Genomic DNA, 20545 nt, shown 5'->3' with positions numbered 1-20545 from the left:
TCGCTGTCCTCTGGATGGTATCGGTATCATCATTGCTTTATGCTGCGTTTGCTGTTTGCTGAATCACTTTCGGCTTGCCCATCTGTTTGCTCACGACATAGACCACGCCCAGGACAACCACAATGCCGCCAATGATCCAGACTTCTTTGGGTACTCCTTTTTTGTCCTGACTTTCATCATGCCCCATGTTTACATCATAATCAGATGGCGGCTCCTGTGAAGTACCTTTAAAAAGGTTCACCACATTGCCGATGGTTTTTCCGACACCTTCCATGCCTCCGGCCTGCTGAAAGCCTTCTTTCTGCTTTGACCACCACTGCTGCCGCTTCTGCTTTTTTTCTTCTTTCAGCTTCGGATCTTTCGGCTGCTTGTTTTTTCCGCTGAACAGCTTTTTAAAAAAGTAGTCCTGGTTGCTGTCCGACATGCCGAGTAAATATTCTGTTTCACCTGCTATCATTGCTTTTGGTTTAGAGTATGTATAAAATTTTCAGGGTGCTGCCATTGACCACGTAGGGTATGGCTTTGTATCCCTTTCCCACAAAGGAGTAGCTCTTGGCTTCCCCGACTTCCATCGGAACACCGTTCACAGTGGCCACGTTGGGCCCTTTGTTCTTTACAGAAACAAAGAGCGCACCCTGTGGCGTTTGTCCGTCCACTGTTACTTCCTGTTCTGTTGGTTCTGCTAATACAGCCATGTCTCTCTTGTTTTTTTATTCCTTCATTAGTTCTGTGGCATTACCGTTCTTGCTTCGGCAGCCGTTTTTGGTTTAAATACCTTTGCCAGTATGATTATTCCTCCGATGATCACCACCACCCAGATCAGGTTTTTGCCCGATCCCATCAGTTGCGTGGATGCCTCTGTATTTTTCAGCTTCGCTTCCTCGTTTTCCGCTTTCTTTGCCTGCTCGATCACTTTCAGTTCCTCTGCTTTGGTTTTGAGTACCTCCTGTTTGGCCTTGTTCAGCTCCTGTGATGCTTTTAATTCCTGAGGTGTGATGGGTTTTTTCGGAGTTTCTTCTTTAACCACCGGTTTGGGTACTGACCATTTCGGGGCTTTACCCTTGCTGATCCGTCTTTCATCCTTCCGTTCCCTGCGTGCAATGACCTTCGGTTTCTGCGAGCGTTTCTCCTTCCTCTTTTTCAGCCACTTTCCGATAAAGGAATCATAGACATAGAGGTTTCCTTCCTCATCATAGGTATAGCTGCCGTCTTCATCTTCTGAATCAAACAGGTTATCGTAGGTTTCTCCGTAAAGCCGGAGTTGTAAGTATGGATCTCCTAAAAACATCGTTTCATTTTTTGGTTATCAATTCATTTATGCGGCCTGTGCCACCGGCACCGCCTTGTTTTTCTGTGCCTGCTGCCAGAGGAATCCCCCTACCAGCAGTACCCCGACCACAATCATTATTGTTCCTCCGCCAAAGCCTGCCTGTTGTGGTTGTGCAGATGGTTGTCCGCCTCCGCCACCTGTGCTGATCGTTGCAGCCGTCTGAGGTTCGGGAGAAGGCGCTCCCAACTGGGAGGCCAGTTTCGTCTCCGTTCTTTTCGCTTCAATGTCTGCCCGGAGCATTTCATTTTTCAGTTTCTTCTTTTCCAGCCTTTCTTCCCGTTTGGCCTGCCGTACTTTTTTCTTTGCCGCCACCCGGTCTTTGCACTTCTTTGAAAGGCATAGAAAGTGGTCGTACTTATCTGCCGGCACATAGCTTGAAGCTGCTACCGGCTGTCCGTTCAGTCCGAAATTGTATTGTTGTGCGTTCATGCTGTCTGCGTTTTTGCTGCTGTTGCAGGTTGTTTCTGTTGAATAAAATATCTGAATACCAGCCAGCCCAGTAAGGCCAGCAGCGCCATGCCTCCAATTACCTTGACCAGCATCATCTGCCGGTTTCCCTGTTGTGCGGATGCTTTGGCCTGTTCCTGCTGCTGTTTGTAAGCAAACAGGCTTTGCAATGTCATGGAGCGTGCCTGGTCTTTGGCCATTTTCTTTTTCTGGGCATTGCCGAACAGGCTGGCAATGCTTCCAACCGCACCGGCAATGGCCGATACCGGATCAACACCAACGGTCACATTGGGCCCTCCGCCTTCATCACCGTTGAAAGCACTGAAATCAAAGGAATCCTGCCCGTCAATGGGAATGACCTGTCTGGTAATCAGTCTGGCCAGCTCATAATTGAACTGTTTGCTGTTTTTACCGATGGCATAAAGTATTTTGTTGGATAGTTCATCCGGTTTGGGCTTTTCAGAAGTCTGGATGCCATAGGCATTGAGAAAGCGTTTCACCTTTTCCGGGCTTTCGGCTATCAATACACCGATCAGGGCAAGGGTGGTTTTGTCCTTTGTGCTGAAAGTCACTTTACCTTTGGCGTTCTGGCTTTCAGTTCTGGTATTTTTTGGTGTTTCTTCTGTTATCCTTACCATGGAACCTTGTTTTATGAAGATTTGGAACCTGAACCGGCACTGCCGATGATTATGCCAACCACCAGGGCAATGGTTGCCCATGCCCATTCCTTCTTCACGCTCAGCGTATCCTTTTTCTCGTCCTCTTTTTTCTTGTCAGAAAGCACGTCCCATATCTCTCCCAGTTTTTTCTTCAAACTGTCTCCTTCCGGGCTATCACTCAGCTTGTCCTTTGTTTCGGCATAGAGGTCTTCCAGTTCTTTCCTTGACAAGTCTTTCAGATCACCGGTATAGGAACTGGCGTGCCCGCATCCACCACAGAACTCATCCTGTTCAGTGTCTTTGTCTGCCATCAGCACCGCTTTCCGGTCTGGATGGATTTTCAGCAGATCCTTAATGAATACCTCACCCCGTTTTTTCACCAGTTGCTTTACCGTATCGGAAAGGTCGTGCAGGTCTTTCGGGGGAATGTATCCGTAATCATGCACCAGCTTCCTGGCTGCCTTCGGATCACCGAAAACAATGTAATCTATGCGGTTGTGGGAGTATCTGCCTTTTTTATTTGTGCTCATCGTTTCTCTGTTTTTGAATTGCCTGCCTTTGCATCAGCTCCGGCAGGTAAAAAAAAGGCCAAAGCAGAAGCTCAATGTGACTCCACGCTCTGGCCTTTTATTGAGTTACCGTCTGCGAAAGATGAATCGCTCACAGGATTATCTCCTGCGTCTCCTCCGCAATCCTATCCTTCGTCCCCTCTGGGGCAACGCTCTCCTTTTTCCGCCTCTCACAGGCTGTCTGCGTACAATCTTCCTCACCAGCTTTGGCTTTTTAGCCGCTTTTTTCTGCTGGATAAGGTCAAGCTGCGGGAGACCGGTTGTGCGTGGAGCTCTTGAAATCTCTGCCACGTTGCTGCCTTTAAGCAGGTTGCCCATGTTCGCTCTGGCCTTAATGGTAAAGGTGAACACCAGCGTAGCTCCTGCTTTCACAAGGGTACGGATGCTGTCCTGTCCGGTGATGTCAGCCTCAAAAGAGTTGTCATCAATCAGGCCGGAGTTGAAGTTCTGGGGTGAGGTAGCGTTCCTTGGCTGATACACCTTGCTGTCAGAATTTCCGGTAGCGGTTTTTCGCTGGATCTTCAGGACGTTATCAAACTGGAGCGGATCGGAAACAGACATTTTCATCCCCTGTATCTTGAAGGGGTTGGCCTTGCTTTCCTCTCTTACTTCCTTGTGTGAGCTTTCCTCAACATCCACCGTTACACCGGCAGGCTGTGCAGCTTCCTCGTTTGCGCCAAACAGTATGGCTTCGGCATCTGTACCGCCTGTATTCTTAACAACCACCGTTAAGGTACGGTCATTGGGATCAATTTTCCCGACAGAGGTTTTGGCATAATGATCGTAATAGTCGTCCTCATCAATGGCACCGACATATTCCACTTCCTCGTATTCGTCATCATACCCGTCCTCGAGGCCCTCAAAGCCGGTATCGAAGTCGTCCTCGTCTTCTCCGTAGAAGTCTTCTTCCTCATCTACAAAGTCATCGAAGCGGTCTTCGGCATCGTCTTCGTAAGCCATGATTTCTTCATTATTTCTCATTGCTTTATGATTTTAGCGTTAATAATTTCTTGTTTCTGATAGCACTGCTTGTCGGCTTATCCCTTTTTGGAATCATTGCCTTTTGAGGCTTTGGCGATTTTTCGCTTTTCTATTCCGGGTTGAATGAGATTAAGCACGATAAGCGTTCCGGCTATCGTTACCACCAGACCCACACCGGCATATACCGCTGCGTTGATCCCGATGGCTTTCCAATCTGTGTTTCCCTGAGTCATGTCTCTTGATTTTTAAATGTTTTTTGTTGACTTCACGGGCAGGCTTTTAAGCCGTGCCTCGCAGCTAAAGTCCGATCATGCAGGGGATAATAAAAGGTGGTTAAATCGTAGTAACTACCAGTATTGACAATGGTTTCGGGGAATACGGCAGCTTTGAACGGGGCGGTTCGCTACGAAAGATTTTTTGAAGGAATGCCGGATTTTCAGATTTGCCAATGTAAGGAGGTAGCTGGCGAATCAGAGAAAGAAAAGGATAGTGATAATTTCGGCAATACACCGGATAACTGCCGTTATTATATCCCATCTTATTTGTCAAAATTAATTGTTTCTGAATTGCCAGTAATATTATTTTATTGGCAATTACGATTTTTCAGAAAAAAGCTATATCTTTGCTCAAAATGAGAATCTTGAAGTCTGACAAATACATATCACAGTTACGTAAGAAGTTCAAAAGCCGGAAGGAGATTGAAAAGCGTGAATTGCGTGATTTCCTGAAAGCACTGAACCCCGATCTGCAACCCGTCAGCCGGGACAGGAAAATCTATGAATGGATGAAGACAGGAATCCTCAGGGAAATAGCATCAGGAGTTTACCAGTTGGAGGCAGGTGAAAAAAGCGAGTATATCCCAACCATTTCCCCAGCCCTCAACAAACTGAACAGGATAATTAAAAAGGAGTTTCCACTGATTGATTATTGTATATGGGAAACAAGGTGGCTGACCAACTTTATGCACCATATTCCTGACACCAATCTCGTCATTATTGAAGTTGGAGATGATGCCCAGGAATTTGTGTTTAATCTCTTACTGAAAGGGAACAGAAGCAACCTGCCTGCCGGTAGGCATGGTGTGTTTTTAAACCCCAGCATAAAAGAACTGAATCAAAAGGTATGGAACAGCAAGGAAAGCATTATCATTAAAAATCTTGTAAGCAGGGCACCGGTCAAAAAGACAGATCAGATATGCCTTCCGAAACTGGAAAAAATCTTGGTTGACCTGTTTTGTGAGGCCGACCTGTTTGCACCTTTTCAGGAAAGTGAGTTAGACCAGATTTTTCATTATGCCAGCGAGTTTTATATCATCAACTGGAAAACAGCAGCTTATTATACTGACAGAAGGGGCAAGACAAAAGAATTTATAGCGTACCTGCAGGAACTGAATATTTTACCCAAAGCAACCTTAACGAAAATAGAATGATTACGGCCATTTGTCATAGTAAAGAGTGGATACAAAGCAAACAGAAAGAGCATAAAGTAGATGATCCCATCCTGCTGGAAAAGGTTATCCATGCCTTTGTCTTACTGGAAGCGTTGAAAGCCGGTGGGCTTGACTTTATCTTCAAGGGAGGAACTTCCATGTTGTTGCTGCTGGATGAGCCACACAGATTTTCCATTGACATAGACATTATCATTCCAGGTCGCAAACATTCCCTGTCTGACCTTTTCAAAAAGGTGGTTGAACAAACCAAGTTTTACAAGGTGGAGGAGGATGAAAGGTATTCAGGACTTGATATTCCAAAGGCACACTACAAGTTTTATTACCAGTCTGTTCTGGGGGCGTCTCAGGAAAACGCTTATATCCTGCTGGATATTCTTTACGAAAAGAACCCTTACCCTTCGGTGATTGAAAAGGAAATACGCTCTCCGTTTTTATCTTTTGAAGGAAAGCCTGTGCAAATCAGTTTGCCAAACATCAATAGCATACTTGGTGATAAATTGACTGCCTTTGCTCCGAAAACAATAGGTGTTCCTTACCAGAGGGGGAAACGGGATATGACCAAGGAGATCATGAAGCAGCTATATGACCTGGGCAGCCTTTTCAATTTACAGGATAACCCTGAGGAGATCAAAAGAAGTTTTCTGACAGTTGCAGAAAAAGAAATAGGATACAGGGAACTCAAAAATTGCAGTCCACAGGATGTGCTGGACGATTCCATCCGGGCCGGACATATTTTATCCGCCAGGGGCAAGGTGGAAAATACAGAGTTTCAACTATTGACACAGGGAATCAGCAAGCTGAAACCCTTCATATATGGCAGTAAATTCCAGCTTGAAGATGCGATTATTGCGGTATCCAAGGTGTCATATCTTGCAACGCTGTTGAAGCAGGAAAAACTCAGCAGGGTTGCCTATTATTCCGGTGTGGGACAGGTAACCGACCTGATGATTCCCAATGCGCCTCCGTATAACATGCACAATAAACTAAAAAAGGCATTACCGGAAGCGTTTTACTATTGGTATCAGACCGTAAAACTAATGGGGGGATAGATGGGGCGGTCATTTAAAGTTGAACATGCAGCAGCTTAATTTTAAAAAAATATTATCCAAGTCAGACTTTCGTGTTGCACAAAACTGTGCCACCAAGCTCCACTACCTGAAAAACGGGTATCCTTCTGCGAATGAAGGGAACGAGTACATGGAGTATCTGGCCGAAGGAGGATATGCTGTTGGTGAAATGGCTACACTGTTTTACCCTGGTGGTCATCGGATTGACAACCGCAAAGGAATCGCATCAGCTATTGAGGAAACAAAAGAGCTGCTAAAGAAGGATAATATCACCTTATTTGAAGCTGCCATTCTTTCAAATGGCAAGGTTGCAGCGATTGACATTCTTGAAAAAAAAGGAACTACGGTAAATCTCATCGAGGTAAAATCCAAAGGCTATGACAGTGTGAACCCGTCCTTACGTGGCTGGAAAGATCATTTGGAGGATATTGCTTTTCAGGTGCATGTTTTATCCGAAGCATATCCTGAATTTACCATTAACCCGTTTTTCTTTGTGCCAGACAAGGCAGCCAGAACAAAGATTGAAGGGCTTAATTCCTTGTTTGACCTTCGGGAGATTGAAACGCATAATGACTTTAAGTTCTTTGATATTGTATTTACCGGTGATCCCGAACTGATCAGAAAAGACGCTTTGATGGTATTGGTGGATGTGTCGGAGCAAGTACATGGTCTGGCAAGGGCAATTCAAACCAATGCCATGACATTTGCAGATAGCCTGGTCAAAGGCACTAAAATAATTTCCCCTCTTGACAAAAAGTGTTTTAACTGCGAATACGTTTCGGACAATGGCACAGAAAAGTCGGGCTATCACGAATGCTGGAAGGGAATTAAAGAACCGGAACAACACGTAAAGGACTTATATCATGTTGGAACCATTGGCGGCACAAAAGAACCGGTTGTAAATGAACTGATAGCCGGGGGGAAAGTTTCCCTTTTTGATATGCCGGTGGAAGAACTGAAAGGTAAACGTGGAGAACGGCAGTTAATCCAGATTGAAAACACCAAAACCAATACCGAGTGGACATCTGCCGGTTTAAAAGCTGAGATCAGCTCATGGAAGTATCCCTTACACTTTATTGACTTTGAGACTTGCGTAACAGCCCTGCCTTTTCACAAAAACATGCACCCATACGAAATGAGTGCTTTTCAGTGGAGCTGTCACACGATTAAATCACCAGGGGCGGATCCGGTACATACCGAGTGGCTCAATACGGAACCTAAATTCCCCAGCTTTCAGTTTGCAGAAAGCCTTATGCAGCAAATAGGCTATTCCGGCACACATCTTATGTGGGCCACACATGAAAATACCACCCTGCGGAATATTTACAACCAAATGGAGGAATATGGCTATTCCAATCCTGCATTAAAAAAATGGCTGGAATACGTGGTTAAGTTTGACAAGAACGGTTCCGGAACATTGATTGACATGAATAGAATGGCGCTGGACTATTATTTTCATCCGGTAATGAAGGGCCGTACCTCCATCAAAGTAACCCTACCGGCAGTATTGGCCGCCAACAAATCCGAGCGGACAATTAACTGGTTGCAAAACTTTGAGGACGATCTAAGTCTGTATGTGTTGGATGAACACGGCCATATTGAAAACCCCTATAAACACTTACCTCAGTTAGAAATTTCTGCGGAAGCCGAAGCGGTCAACGAAGGAACCGGAGCCATGCGGGCTTATGAGGACATGCTCTTTGGCCTGAATAAGAACAAGCCGGAAGTGAAAAAAGCATACGAGAAAGCATTGCTACGGTATTGCAAGCTGGATACGCTGGCAATGGTGATTATTTGGGAGCACTGGAAAAATGTTAAATTCTAAATTGGGGAGTACCGGAATCAGGCTTAGTTTCTGGTAGATCAATCTTTAGCATTACTGGCATGGGAAAATCTACTCCAATTAGAATTGCCTCACCCGCCCCAAGTACAGGTAAAAAATCTAAGGTATTACGGTTTGCGGATGAACTTGCATTTGCAACAGATTCTTTATCAAAATGATTTATTAATCTATGAACAATAAAAGTTCCCATTTGGCTCAATGTGCCAACAGGAATATCTCGTGGCATCTGGGTTGCAATAGTTAGAAACAAACCATGTTTTCTACATTCTTTTGCTATTGAATCAAAAGAGTTCAATTCTGTCAATTCAAAATATTCATCCTTCACACTTTTATTCAGGTATTGGTGAGCTTCATCAATAAAAAGAATTAGTGGAGCATTTTTAAAGTCCCCTTTACGAGCTTTTTCCAACAGAAATTTTCCGATAGAATTTGCCACAATTTCTCTTGCCTGAAAATCAAATCCAACATTCTCAAAACCTATTCTTAAAAGGTTTTTATCGCCCGCCAGAAAATCTGAAATTTTCTTTGTCAATTTGTAAGCTCCCCATTTTCAGGACATCGCTAAACTAACAAACTTTCATCTTCTTCTGATGATTCCTTCAAGGGGCTAGCCCCTTGAAGGAATTTTTCTGCGTACATCACCGGTGGCAGACCTTTGAGACCATCGTGTGGCCGGTGATGGTTATAATCTTCTTGCCATATCTGGGAAGCGACCCGGAGTTGATCCAGGTTCTCGAAGATGTGCGCATCCAGTACTCCTCTGCGATAGGAGCCATTGAACCGTTCTACATAAGCGTTCTGCGTGGGCTTGCCGGGCTGGATATAGATGAACTCAATCTGATGAGCCTCGCTCCATTGCTGAGTAATCTGCGCAACCAATTCCGGGCCGTTATCCATTCTGATACGCTTGGGCTTTTCTCTGCGCCTGATCAGGTGATTCAATACCCATATAACCCTTTTGCTCTTCAGTGAGTAATCAATCTCTACATCCAGAATCTCCCGGTTGGCATCATCAATGACATTAAAGCAACGCACCTTACGGCCGTTCTCCAAACGGTCTTGCATGAAGTCGATGGACCAAGTGTGATTCAACTCCCGGGGAACTTCCAATCGACGTTTTACTCTGGCCGGCAATCGCTTCTTTGTTTTTCTGCGCATGGACAGTCCAAGCTTTTTGTATACCCTGTAAACCCTTTTGTGATTCCACGATTCACCTTCCAGGCGAAGTCGCCCGTAAGCCTTCCAAAAGCCCTCGCGGGGGTGGGCTTCGGCTTTGCTTAGCAATGCGTCTTCAATGACCTTATCGTCTTTGATCGATTCATAGTAAATCACCGATCGTGATACCTGCAATACACGGCACGCCCTGCTGATACCGTAACAGGATAGTTCATTGGCAATCGATCGCTTCTGGCAGGGCTTTAAAGCTTTTTTGAGATGATCTCCTTGGCCATCTGGTGATCCAGCGCCAACTCTGCATACATGCGCTTGAGCTTCGCATTCTCTTCTTCCAACTCCTTCAAGCGCTTCAGGTCACTGGCTTCCATGCCTCCGTATTTCTTCTTCCAGCTATACAATGTGGCCTGGCTGATGCCGTGATCACGACATACCTCAACGGCCGTTTTGCCTCCTTCATATTCCTGAAGGATCTTGACAATTTGATGGGCGGTAAACTTGCTCTTTTTCATACTTGACAGTTTAAATTTACTACATTTCTAAACTGTCCTGTTTTTAGGGGAGCTTACAAATTCACCATCATCATCTTTCTGTTTGCCAAAACCAAATATCCTTTTGAAAGAGTCTGATTGTACGAGAGTTTCTGTTCTTAAAAACAGGCTGGTGCTATTCTCATATTTTCGTTTATCAATATCGCCCCATTTCGTAATGTCATTACCATAATCATTGCTATCATAAACACATTCTCTCCTAAGTTGCTGTGTCAAATTTTGAATATCGAAGTCAGCAAAACCCGCTTCAATTTCATCGGAAAATTCATTATACAAATCAAAAACTGGTTTCTTATCTGCTTTCTGCTTAATCAAAACGCCATTTTTAATATGACTTAAATTCTTGCCTTCCCTATTGGCTATCTTTACAAGTTTCAATGATTGAATAGCATCTAACAATATTGGCTGCTGAACTTGTCCAGAGGGTCTTAAAAGCACAAAAAGATCACCAACAGTTAGATTGGAATAGTGAAAAAATGACTCCTTAGAAAGGATAGAAGGTTGGTCGGAATAGCCATTGCTATCCTGAGTTGCATATTCTCCGGTTGCATCAATTAAAATTGCTTTTCCCTTATTTGATGCTACCCCTTCCAATAATTTACTAACTGTAAAACTTTTTCCCCCACCAGTTGTTCCAACTACTGCACAATGCCTACCGAAAAGAGCCTGTTGTGAAATTTCAATAGATGCGGATTTGTCATAGGTGAGTGTTCCTAATTCAAAAACAGGGCTTGTCCCTATGGCTCCATCTTTTACTCCGAACTTCCGAAAATAACCTTTGATAAAATTAGACGAACAAACAAATACCTTTGCTCCGATCACGGGTAAAGCATTTAACCCCTTTTCAACTTTGGTTGGTTCAAATAAATCAAATGATAAAAGAATTTCAATTTTACCGGTCGGGTGAAAATCTTTGTTTTTAAATGATTTTTCACTTAGCTCTAATCTTTCTTTCTCAGGCAAAGAAAGTTCTAAGATTTTGCCTAAGAAACCATGCTGTTCCCCCTCAATAACAACGAAACTCCCCACCAATCCACCGTTCAAGTTTTCTCCTTTGAATGTGTATGATTGCAGTAATGTTGAGGAAGGAAAATGCACCTTTACAACCTGAGGTGATACCTCATTAACATACCCAATAAAATAACTATGATCAAAAGGATTTCTATTCTCCATCTGCCTCCGGTAGATTTATGGTAATCTTCTTGTATTCATCCTGATTATAGGACTTCAATAATGGATAGTGTAGTGCAAAATCAGAAAATAACTCATCCATTAAAACAATGTTTGCATGTCTCTGTGATAGATCGTATAACCATTTAAAACTGTCGGAAGTATCAATCCCTTTATTCAGCACCATGAGCTGGAATCCGGAATTTTGTTCCAATGCTTCCTGAATGGCAGTTACTAAATGCTTATCACTAAAACTAAATCCAATGGAAATTAACAAAACATTGTCCTGTCTTAAATTCTGCTGAAAACGAGACATCATTTCAAAAAATGGTTGCTCGTAGGAGCTTTCATATTTGCTGTCTTTTGGGTAAATCATCAACGCCTTTTTGACTGAATCAGCCTGTTTTATTCCTTCTGGGGTTTTTTCCCAATCTACAGATCCATGAGGCTTATAAAGATGGAAAACCCGACTGATAAAATTATCTTCCTCTTTAAGCCTGCTTTTGTCTCGGTGAACAATATCATAATCAAAATTTCTACCACTGAAATATCTTGGAAAAGAGAATGAAAAACCATCAATGATTGTAAAGTTCCCTTTTCTTCCAGCTTGCTCAAAAAGAGTATCATAATTCAGTGTAAATACTTTTACTCTGGGCAGAGTTACTTTTCGCCTTGTTATTTTTTCTAAGAAAGTGTAATGAGGTGCGTCCGTTGGTAATTTTAGTTCACATTTTTCCTTTATTATAGCTTCTATCTCTTTTATGGTATCAGGAATTTTAACTTCATCTGTGGATTTTACAAAGTCTTTTGCAGCATTAGCAACAGATAGCAGCTTTTCCAGATTCTTTAAATACTCACCATCTTCTTTTTTATCCGTGTAATTGACCAGTTTACAAAACTTATCGAGCTTCTCCTGTCCCAACTTGTCTTTGGTATCATCCCATAATTCAGAAAGTAATTTCCCCTTTTTGTCATCCATACCAAATCCAACGGAAGAACCTGCCCCTGTCAGTACCACTAAGTTTTCAAACTGTCGATTCAAAAACTTTTGATATTTATTTCTCTTTGTTTGAATGGCGTACTGCTCTTTGTTTTGAACATCATTCTCTTCAAAATGATGCTCCTTACCATCAATAAAAACCTTTTCAACAGTCGTTCCATCTGCCGACTTTTCAACTGCGACTGAACTCGCTCCATTGATGTATATATATTCCATGTTCTAAATTTTTACACCCCCGAATCCTCTATCGTAGTGGCCACGTCATAGTCAACGCCTATGGTCTCGAAGTGCTGACGGCCACAATGGATTTTATCTGATTCGGTGATTCTTAATTTTAATTGGTCTTTGGTTGACTTGGTTTCCCGTATCATGTACACTATATCCCCGTTTTGCTTCAATATCGCCCAGTCAGGGTTGTACTGGCCTACCGGTGTATCTACGGTGAACCAGCCTGGTAATTTGATGAAGAACTTAACCTTTTTGTTTGCATCCAGGTCTTTGGCGAATTTCTTCTCTACTTTGGAATCGTAGGTAATGAAGTCATACACCGACTTATCTTCATTGACTACCTTGTAGGATTTATCTTCCAATGCAAACAACCGCTGTTCTTCTTCACGGAAGCGGGACATTTCATAACGGCTGGCATCCTTTCCGGTACTCTCCAGCTTTTCATACTTAATACCTTCAATGATTATCCGGTTCATCACTGCACGAATTTCCCTGACCGCCTGATCCATGAACTGCTGTGGGTTCACCGGCAATTCAGGCAAACGCCTGGACTGAACCAGAATATCGTAAATCGTTGATCGGGTAAGCTCTGTTTTCCCCTGAATGTAGGTGAGAATATCCGGCACTTTCTTCGCTTTTTCAGCAAACACCGGAGCATCAATCTGCACCAACTGTGTAGATACGCCTTTGGTCTCTATGTTCAGGTCGGCCATTTGAGTACGTACCTGCGGTGGCTTTATCTTGTCCATTTTACTCACAGCCTCCGCTGCCTTTTTTATAAGGTCTTCGGTTTTGTAGTCCACTGAATAGATGGTTCGGGTATTGATGGTATTCCAGAATTTCTCAAACTCCGGATCCAGCAATACTCTTTCGTTCAGCTTTACCTTGTGTTTCTTGTTGTGGTCTTCAATGTGGTTTTCAAGCTGGAAGCGTTCAACTACCTGTATTACTTCCTGTCTGCTGACATGCGTATTTTCCGGCAGGGTGATTTCATCCGCATCTACGGCTTCGCCAAATGACTTATTGATAAAGCCATCGTCTGCTATCCAGCCGTTTTCCTTAAAGTGTTCCCAAATACTTTCAGATTCATCCAGCTCAATTTCCTTTTCCTGCTCATCTACCGTGTATTTTATTCCGACAAATGCCTCAATGGGCAGCCTGCCGAACACAACTCCGCAGTCTTCTTCAAATTCTCTTTGTAGGGTAGAAGCAAAATCCTCATAGCTTTCATTGGCAATCACCACCAGGTTATTGATGTTGTCACTGAAAATCCTTTCCCCATCCTGATTAACCGGCAAGCGTAAGCCCCTTCCGATTTCCTGTCGTTTTTTCAGTGTGGACTTGGTTTCATTCAGCGTACAAATCTGGAACACGTTGGGGTTGTCCCATCCTTCCCGCAGGGCAGAGTGTGAGAAAATGAATTTTAACGGCTCATCAAGGCTCAACAACTTCTCCTTGTCCTTCATTATCAGACTGTACGTGTCGGCATCATCGTTGGTGTCGCCTTTGGTATCCTTCATGTTCCCTTTCTTGTCTTTGGAGAAATAGCCGTTATGAACTTTGTGAACAGGCACTATATCCAGCAGCATGGCGTAATCCTGGGCAGCCTCTTTATAGATTTCCTCAAACCATTTTGCGTACTGGCCAAGCTCGTAGCCATTGTCATTATATACCCTGTAATTGTCCACACGGTCAATAAAGATGAGCGACAACACTTTCAGCCCCATGTCTTTTACCTGCAATTCCTTTTCAAAGTGGTTTTTTATGGTGGCTTTGATCTGTTCCTTCACAATGTCCTTTTTCACGCCTCCGTTTTCCTGTCCAACCGACAACCGTATGCCGTTTGCAAATTTGACGTGCTCCATTCCAGGGCGGGAGTTAATTTCAGCAATCTCAAAGCCGTGCCGGTATATTTCACGTTCATTGGATTTCAGGTATAAATCATCATCCTGCTTAAATGTAGCCTTTGCTTCTTTCACACCCTCCGGTGTGTTTTTATGAAAGGAAAGTGAGCAGGTGATCTTGCCGGATTTATTGGTAACATTATTCAGCTTGACATAAGCAGCATTGGTGTCGCTATCGCTCAATACAGAAGCTACCGATATTTTCTTTACCAGCCGTAACTGGAAGGCTTTGATAGGATCAAGGGAGTAGAGCAGGTTGTACTTGTCCCTGTGTGTGGCCGAATAGCGTAACGTACACAATGGATTGAGGGAGTTAATGGATTCTTTTGCCTTCGCACTTTCCATGTTCTGAGGTTCATCCATAATTACAATGGGGTTCGTGGCCTGGATGAACTCAATCGGTTTTCTGCCAGAAAGCCGGTCATTGTATTGATGAATGACGTTGTTGGAAGCCTTGTTGAAGGAATCAATATTGATAATCATTAGTTGCAGCTCGTTACCAATAGCGAAACCCCGAAGCTCATTCACCCGCTTTGAATCATACACAAAATGGTTGAAGGGAACCTTGTTGTATAGCTGGCTGAAATGTTCCTTCATTAAGTCAATGGACTTTAGCACCCCTTCACGGATAGCAACGGAGGGAACAACAATGATAAACTTCTTGAAGCCGTACTTGGCGTTCAGCTCAAAAGCAGTGCGGAGATAAACATAGGTTTTGCCTGTTCCGGTCTCCATTTCAATAGCAAAGTTCTTGCCTTTGGAAAGCACGGAATATTCCTGGTGGATGTTGTTCTGCTTCTGAATGGTGCGGATATTTTCGACAAGCTGGCTGTCATCAGGATAGAGCTTGTTACCCACACCGAGTTCGGTTTCCGTTTGGGAAGCGAACACACCGGTTCCTTTGCTCTCAAAGGTGATTTCAAAGTCACCCTTATTGAGGGGCTGGCCTTCAAATACTTCGACAACTGCATTGATAGCGTCTAACTGATAGGGTTGTTTTGCATCAAACTTAAATTTCATAAGCTACCGGTTAAACTGTTTTAAAATCTTCCACGTTATGCGACTTCATTATCTGCACGGCATTGGTCTTTAGCTGGTCATTGCCCTTAAACCCTTCATCCAGGCAGACAACCCGTGCCGGTTCTTTTTCTGCAATGGCTTTAATTACTTCTTTGTTCAGGTTCTTGTCCAGGCAGATCATCAGTGCATCATCCGCAACGGAATAAACCTTCTTGCCAGCCATTTCAAGCGTTTCCACCGGAACATTTAACCCAAAGCCGGATTTGAGCAGTATCTCGTAAAATATATCTTCGGCAGAACTGTTCGGATCAACATGGTCTATGCCCATCTTTAATTGCTTTTCAAGCGGTTCTTCTTCTATGCTGCCATCCCAAATTTTGAAATTGGATTTGTCGAGCTTGAACACCTTGAATCCCAAATCAAGCTCTTGTTTGTTGCCTTGCTCATCTTTAAAAAGGGAACCATTAGCAGCTTCTTTCTTTTCAGATTGTTCTTTTTTGATTTTGTCAATGACCCTGCGAATGCGCTCCTTTCCAATGTCAGTAATATTATTTAATCCGAGTTTCTCGGCAGCTTTGCCTTGTGGTTTAGCATTATCAATAGGTTCAGGTAATTGAACCAAAACAAACTTAGCATTGTATTTAGATTCTAAAACTGCTTGGGCTGTTGATGCAGATCCTGCAAAAAAATCAAGTACAATTTCCCCAGATTTTAAACCAGCTATTTGCATCATTCTATTAATAAGCCCGATCGGTTTAGGTGTGTCAAACGGTACTTCATTGTCAAATAAATCTTTAAGGGAACTTGAAGCATCCCGTGTTGAACCAACTTCATCAGCAAACCAAATAGTTTCCGGTGCACGGCCACTTTGATTTTTGAGATATATCTTCCTTATAATTCTGCTTTCATCTTCACTGAAAATAATTTCTCCCGAATCAATTTTTTCTTGAAGTGTATCTTTGCTCCACCTCCATCCATTCTCAGGAGGGGTAATGGTTTTACCTGAAGGGGTGGTTATGTCGTATATTAAGTTTGGCCTATATAAGGCATTTCTAACATCTCCTGACCTCCATGCACCATTTGGATCGTTATCGGGATTTGAATAGTTTTTGTTATGTTCCTCAGTTCGTTCTAATTCATTCACAGTAAAATCATCTGACTTTTTATAGCATAAAATATAGTTGTGGTGAACTGAAAATTTATCTGTATATCCCTTTGGCTGAACACTGTGTTGCCAGATTATTTCTGAAATAAAATTTTCCTCTCCAAAAATCTCATTGCAAAGTGATCTCAGGTTGTGTATTTCATTATCATCTATCGCAATAAAAATAACCCCATCCTTTTTTAAGAGATTCCTTGCCAGATACAATCTTGGATACATCATATTCAGCCACTTGGAATGAAACCGTCCAGAGGTTTCGGTGTTGGTTGAAAATTTCTTGCCGTCTTCGTTCACCTGTCCGGTATAAGCCAAATAGGTATCCAGATTCTCCTTGTAATTATCAGGATAGATGAACTCATTGCCAGTATTATAGGGAGGGTCTATAAAAATCATTTTTACTTCACCATAGTAAGATTTTTGAAGCTGCTTTAATACTTCGAGGTTGTCGCCTTCAATAAACAGGTTGCCGGTAGTGTCCCAGTTTACACTTTCTTCCTTTGCCGGTTTAAGGGTGGCGATACTGGGTTCCTGAATGATGCGGAAGCACTCGCTTTTGCCAGCCCAGGAAAGGCCAAAGCGTTCGGAAGCAGTGTCAATATCTTCGCCCAATGTTTGCTTTAGCTTTTCAAAGTCTATTTTGCCCTCTGCAAATACTTCAGGGAAAAGCTGCTGCAACAGTGCTTTTTTGTCCTCCGGTATGCTCATGCTTTTCAGGTCTAACTTTTCGATTTGCTCCATTACTTTATTGTCCATTTTATTGTAAATAATTTTTTGAGTTCGGTTTTCTGTTCCAGTTGTTGCTCAATGCGGTCTATGAGTTCATCCTTCTGCTTTTCAATTTCCCTTCCGGCAAGGTCATATTCCCTCCATGCTTCATCCCGCTTCACTTCTTTGGCCTTTACCTTTTTCCGCAAGGCCAGCTTATCGGGAAGGCTGCGGGCAGTGCGAGCGTTTTTCTTTAGTTCCTTTATTTCCTCGTCCAGCTCTTTCAGGGTGAGCTTTAATGAGTTTCGTTTGTCCTCTGCCCATTTGTCGAGCTTTTCCAGTTCTTCTTCAAAAAAGGTTGTGTTCCTTTCATTGATACCGGCCAGTACCTTTTTTTTCTTTTGAGTGATAATGCTTTTTAATTCCTGTGTTTCTATACCGCTTAGTCCGTTATGGTTATTTATCACCGGTAGTGTAAGCAAACGCTGGCTCTGCTCATGGTCAAGCTCTTTCCCTTCATCCGTTACCGTAGCAAACAGTAAATAATCTTCCGTATCGAGAGCAGAAACGGTTAAACAATAGGCTGCCAGCTTTCCGCTTTTCTTTATCAGTGGCTTTAGTATCGAAACATTGGTCGGGGATCCGGAATAATCAAAAGTGAGGTCGGCCTCGTTCAGCTCTGAATTTTTGAACTGTTCAATTAACTGCTGTGCCAGGGGATGTCCCAAACGGTAATAGTGAGCATCCGCTACATTTTTGGCAAAACGATATTTTCCGGTTGGTATAGAAATACTGTCAAAGGGATTTTTCTTTAACCGGAAAGAGAAACTGCCGTTTTCAAATTCTGCATGGCCTTGTAGTCCTAATTGTGTGAGGCTCCATAGCCATTGCTCGTATTTATTCAGATAGGCTTCGCTCTCTGCAAGGGTTACTTTCAGCTTCTCAACAACTTCCTCGTCAAAATGGTCTAACAGCTTTTGCCTGGTGGTTTGCATCTTGGAAGAAATTTGTTCTTCCATTTCCTGTTGCAAATCATCGAAAGACCTCTGAATTTCTTCTTTTGTCCGGCAATTCTGGTAGATTTCCGCTATGCGCTTTTCAAAATCCACGCCAGATTCAATGGTTCCCAATACTTCATCGCTTGCCCCAAACACACCGGAAAAGAGGTTGAATTTTTCGTTCAGCAGTTCAAATACCCGCTGATCGGCAGCATTGTTCGTGTTCACGAAGTTAACCACCACCACGTCAAACTTCTGGCCGTACCGGTGGCATCTTCCAATGCGTTGTTCAATCCGCTGCGGGTTCCAGGGAAGGTCGTAATTGATAAGCAGGGAGCAGAACTGCAAATTGATTCCCTCTGCTGCTGCCTCCGTTGCAATCATTATAGTTGCTTCATTTTTAAAATAATCTACCAGAGCTGCTCTTATATCTGCTGACTTAGCTCCTGAAATAACGTCTGTGCCTTCGTACTTGCTTAACCAATGCTTGTAGATGCTATTGGCTTCTTCGCTGTTGTTCTGGCCGTTGAACAAGACAATTTTGCCTTTGTATTCCGGCATCTTATCCAGCATTGTTTTCAGGTATTGCTGTGTCCTTTGGGATTCTGTGAATATCAAGGCTTTCTTGTCTGCCCCAAACTCCTGTGCTTTGGAAAATCCCTCCTGCAATGCAGTTTTCAGCTTTTCTCCCTTAGCATTATGCACAATGGATTCTGCAAGGTCTCGGAAGGCCGTTAGTTCTTCAATTTCCCTTTCAATGGCTGCAATATCGGCTTGGGTGAACACTTCCGTTTCAGTATTCATCTCGTCAATTTCTTCCTCAATCTCCCCGATAGGGTCGTAGTCCTCAATTACATCGTTATAGGATTCCGTTACATTCAGGCTTTTCAGCTTGTGCTGCAATTTATCCGCCAGTCTGCCCAATGTTCGGGCAATGGCATAGGAGGAAGAAGCCAGGAGCTTGCGAAGTATCAGTGTTATCAGGTGTCGCTGGCTGTTTGGCAGGGCATAGAGGTTGGGACGTTGCAGGTAATCCGAAACCATATCATATAATGCCTGCTCATCTTTATTCGGTGTAAAGTTTATCGTTAGCGGAATACGACTGGTATAATTGATATATTCCTGCACCTGCCGTCTTAAATTGCGTTTACAAATGGTGCTCAACCGTTCTTTCAGGTCAACAAACTCATCATCATTATTCAATCTGCTGAACTGTGATTTGAAGCTCTTGTAGTCGCCAAAGGTATGGTCGTCAATAATGCTTACCAATCCGTATAATTCAGAAAGAGAGTTTTGCAATGGCGTGGCGGTTAACAACACTTTCCTGCTTTGAGCCAATGCGCTCTTAATGGTATTCGCAATTTTATTGGAAGGCCGGTAAACATTCCGCAGTTTATGTGCTTCGTCAATCACTGCAAGATCCCAACGTGTTAATTGCACAAACTCTGCTTTATTACTGGCAAAGTGATAGGAGCAAATGACAATCTTATTCTGGTCAAATGGGTTTTTCTTTCCGGCTTTCTGAAACTGGTTGAAAGACTTGCTTTCAAGAATGATGGAGGGTAGGAAAAACTTATCCATCAATTCCTGGCTCCACTGTTTTCGCAAGCTGGAAGGACAAATAATGAGTAGCTTTCGCTTGCGTTCAGCCCATTGTTGAGAAAGTAAAATTCCCGCTTCAATAGTTTTCCCCAAGCCAACTTCATCGGCCAGTATAGCTCCTTTGGAAAGCGGTGATTTGAAAGCAAACAGGGCAGCCTCAATCTGGTGGGGGTTTAAATCCACCTGTGCATCAACCAGGGTAGCACTCAACTTCTCCACGCTGTTGGACGGGCAGCGTTTCGTCAGTTCGTAGGCATAATATTTTGCTTGATATGGAGTAATGCTCATTGTTTTGCTTCGACCGTTTTAAGTATTGTGTCCAACGCATCTGTGAAATAATCCGCATCACCATATTCGCTTAGAATTTTCTCGCTTAAAAACTGCACTTGCAATTCTTTATAGTCAAGGTCAAAAACTCTGGCAATTATCGGGATCATGTGGAGGGCAACCTGCCGTTCCTGTCGCTCAATCTTGCTTAAAGTGGATGTATCAATATCCAACTCATGCGCCAGCTTGCGAATAGGCATGTTGCTCTTTTCTCTTAACTCCCGAATGTATCCTCCAAAATCTGTTTTTTGCATATTTGACAGTTATGTTTAGACAACGCTGTCAAATATACAGCAAAGACGTGATACTTTAAAAAATTGGGATAACTATTTAGTGGCTGTGCCGGAAAACCCGGAGTG

General features: G+C 43.2%; 19 protein-coding genes. 3 read left to right on the top strand and 16 right to left on the bottom strand.

Features of this window, described 5'->3' with window-relative positions; translation table 11 throughout:
• Positions 1 to 37: 37 nt before the first annotated feature.
• The 8 genes from H6585_10130 to H6585_10095 form a co-directional block, all read right to left on the bottom strand.
• Positions 38 to 457: a hypothetical protein gene (locus H6585_10130; GenBank protein ID MCB9448689.1), complete on the bottom strand. Its 420-nt coding sequence runs from the start codon at positions 455 to 457 to the stop codon at positions 38 to 40.
• A gap of 10 nt (positions 458 to 467) precedes the next feature.
• The gene (locus H6585_10125; protein ID MCB9448688.1) at positions 468 to 695 is read right to left on the bottom strand and encodes a hypothetical protein; all 228 of its coding nucleotides are present in this window, start codon (positions 693 to 695) and stop codon (positions 468 to 470) included.
• Positions 696 to 721: 26 nt separating this feature from the next.
• Entirely contained in the window at positions 722 to 1288 is a 567-nt protein-coding gene (locus H6585_10120; GenBank protein ID MCB9448687.1) for a hypothetical protein, read from the bottom strand.
• A gap of 27 nt (positions 1289 to 1315) precedes the next feature.
• Complete coding sequence (locus H6585_10115; GenBank protein MCB9448686.1) at positions 1316 to 1759, bottom strand: hypothetical protein; 444 nt, start codon at positions 1757 to 1759, stop codon at positions 1316 to 1318.
• Complete coding sequence (locus H6585_10110; protein ID MCB9448685.1) at positions 1756 to 2415, bottom strand: hypothetical protein; 660 nt, start codon at positions 2413 to 2415, stop codon at positions 1756 to 1758. Before H6585_10110 ends, H6585_10115 begins: the two co-directional genes overlap by 4 nt.
• Before the next feature lie 11 nt (positions 2416 to 2426).
• Entirely contained in the window at positions 2427 to 2966 is a 540-nt protein-coding gene (locus tag H6585_10105) for a hypothetical protein (protein ID MCB9448684.1), read from the bottom strand.
• A gap of 138 nt (positions 2967 to 3104) precedes the next feature.
• On the bottom strand, positions 3105 to 3986 hold the full coding sequence (locus tag H6585_10100) for a hypothetical protein (protein MCB9448683.1): 882 nt from the start codon (positions 3984 to 3986) through the stop codon (positions 3105 to 3107).
• A gap of 56 nt (positions 3987 to 4042) precedes the next feature.
• Complete coding sequence (locus tag H6585_10095) at positions 4043 to 4219, bottom strand: hypothetical protein (protein ID MCB9448682.1); 177 nt, start codon at positions 4217 to 4219, stop codon at positions 4043 to 4045.
• 353 nt (positions 4220 to 4572) lie between these two features.
• Here H6585_10095 and H6585_10090 point away from each other — a divergent pair, with 353 nt between their 5' ends.
• From H6585_10090 to H6585_10080, 3 genes are read left to right on the top strand one after another with little or no spacing between them, the layout of a single operon-like run.
• The gene (locus H6585_10090; protein MCB9448681.1) at positions 4573 to 5415 is read left to right on the top strand and encodes a hypothetical protein; all 843 of its coding nucleotides are present in this window, start codon (positions 4573 to 4575) and stop codon (positions 5413 to 5415) included.
• On the top strand, positions 5412 to 6485 hold the full coding sequence (locus H6585_10085; GenBank protein MCB9448680.1) for a nucleotidyl transferase AbiEii/AbiGii toxin family protein: 1074 nt from the start codon (positions 5412 to 5414) through the stop codon (positions 6483 to 6485). Before H6585_10090 ends, H6585_10085 begins: the two co-directional genes overlap by 4 nt.
• 25 nt (positions 6486 to 6510) lie before the next feature.
• On the top strand, positions 6511 to 8328 hold the full coding sequence (locus tag H6585_10080; protein ID MCB9448679.1) for a DUF2779 domain-containing protein: 1818 nt from the start codon (positions 6511 to 6513) through the stop codon (positions 8326 to 8328).
• Here the strand turns inward: H6585_10080 and H6585_10075 are convergent.
• The 8 genes from H6585_10075 to H6585_10040 all read right to left on the bottom strand — a co-directional run bounded on the left by H6585_10075 (position 8318) and on the right by H6585_10040 (position 20440).
• Entirely contained in the window at positions 8318 to 8878 is a 561-nt protein-coding gene (locus tag H6585_10075) for an ATP-binding protein (GenBank protein MCB9448678.1), read from the bottom strand. The genes H6585_10080 and H6585_10075 overlap by 11 nt on opposite strands.
• Before the next feature lie 29 nt (positions 8879 to 8907).
• A protein-coding gene (locus tag H6585_10070) for an IS3 family transposase (GenBank protein ID MCB9448677.1) occupies positions 8908 to 10031 on the bottom strand; the annotation gives its coding sequence in 2 pieces (ribosomal slippage) (positions 8908 to 9779 and positions 9779 to 10031; 1125 coding nt in all).
• A gap of 27 nt (positions 10032 to 10058) precedes the next feature.
• Positions 10059 to 11243 carry a DUF87 domain-containing protein gene (locus H6585_10065; GenBank protein MCB9448676.1) on the bottom strand — a complete coding sequence of 395 codons (1185 nt, stop codon included), beginning with the start codon at positions 11241 to 11243 and terminating at the stop codon, positions 10059 to 10061.
• Positions 11233 to 12456: an SIR2 family protein gene (locus H6585_10060; protein ID MCB9448675.1), complete on the bottom strand. Its 1224-nt coding sequence runs from the start codon at positions 12454 to 12456 to the stop codon at positions 11233 to 11235. Before H6585_10060 ends, H6585_10065 begins: the two co-directional genes overlap by 11 nt.
• 11 nt (positions 12457 to 12467) lie before the next feature.
• A complete protein-coding gene (locus H6585_10055; protein MCB9448674.1) occupies positions 12468 to 15392 on the bottom strand; it encodes a DEAD/DEAH box helicase family protein in 2925 nt (974 codons plus the stop codon).
• A gap of 10 nt (positions 15393 to 15402) precedes the next feature.
• Entirely contained in the window at positions 15403 to 17292 is a 1890-nt protein-coding gene (locus H6585_10050; GenBank protein ID MCB9448673.1) for a site-specific DNA-methyltransferase, read from the bottom strand.
• Positions 17292 to 20147 (bottom strand): DEAD/DEAH box helicase, encoded by a 2856-nt coding sequence (locus H6585_10045; protein ID MCB9448672.1) that lies wholly within the window; start codon positions 20145 to 20147, stop codon positions 17292 to 17294. Before H6585_10045 ends, H6585_10050 begins: the two co-directional genes overlap by 1 nt.
• A complete protein-coding gene (locus H6585_10040) occupies positions 20144 to 20440 on the bottom strand; it encodes a helix-turn-helix transcriptional regulator (protein ID MCB9448671.1) in 297 nt (98 codons plus the stop codon). Before H6585_10040 ends, H6585_10045 begins: the two co-directional genes overlap by 4 nt.
• Positions 20441 to 20545: the final 105 nt, after the last annotated feature.

This window comes from Flavobacteriales bacterium (genome assembly GCA_020635855.1).
GTDB lineage: Bacteria > Bacteroidota > Bacteroidia > JACJYZ01 > JACJYZ01 > JACJYZ01.
The sequence above is the reverse complement of the archived record's forward strand: the minus strand, read 5'-3'. Positions and strand labels throughout refer to the sequence as shown.